The following is a 260-nucleotide window of genomic DNA, read 5'->3' as shown; positions in this document are numbered from 1 at the left end:
CCGTTGCACCGCCAAATGGCATAATGCCGCGCTGAACTTCCATTTGTGCAAAATTACAGTTATCACTAGCGATGACCACGTCGCTGTTTAGCATCAGCTCGATAGCCACGGTAAAGCAAGTACCTTTTACCGCGACGACCACGGGTTTGGTACGTAGTTTCCCGCTAATGCCCCATGGGTCGATTTGATCGTCATTAAACTCAAACACACCATCGTTTAGCTTGTCCTGTAGCTCTACCAAATCTAGCCCAGCGGTAAAG

Annotated in this window: 1 protein-coding gene; it reads right to left on the bottom strand. The window is 48.8% G+C overall.

Going from position 1 to position 260, the window contains the following annotated elements; all coding sequences use genetic code 11:
* Positions 1 to 260 (bottom strand): enoyl-CoA hydratase-related protein (locus AAEY87_RS14130; RefSeq protein ID WP_350657628.1); only part of this gene is annotated, 260 nt, incomplete at both ends.

The sequence above is a fragment of the Psychrobacter sp. S1-30-MNA-CIBAN-0213 genome (genome assembly GCF_040309845.1).
Classification (GTDB): domain Bacteria; phylum Pseudomonadota; class Gammaproteobacteria; order Pseudomonadales; family Moraxellaceae; genus Psychrobacter.
Note: the sequence above shows the minus strand (reverse complement) of the source record. Positions and strands in the feature narration are given on the sequence as shown.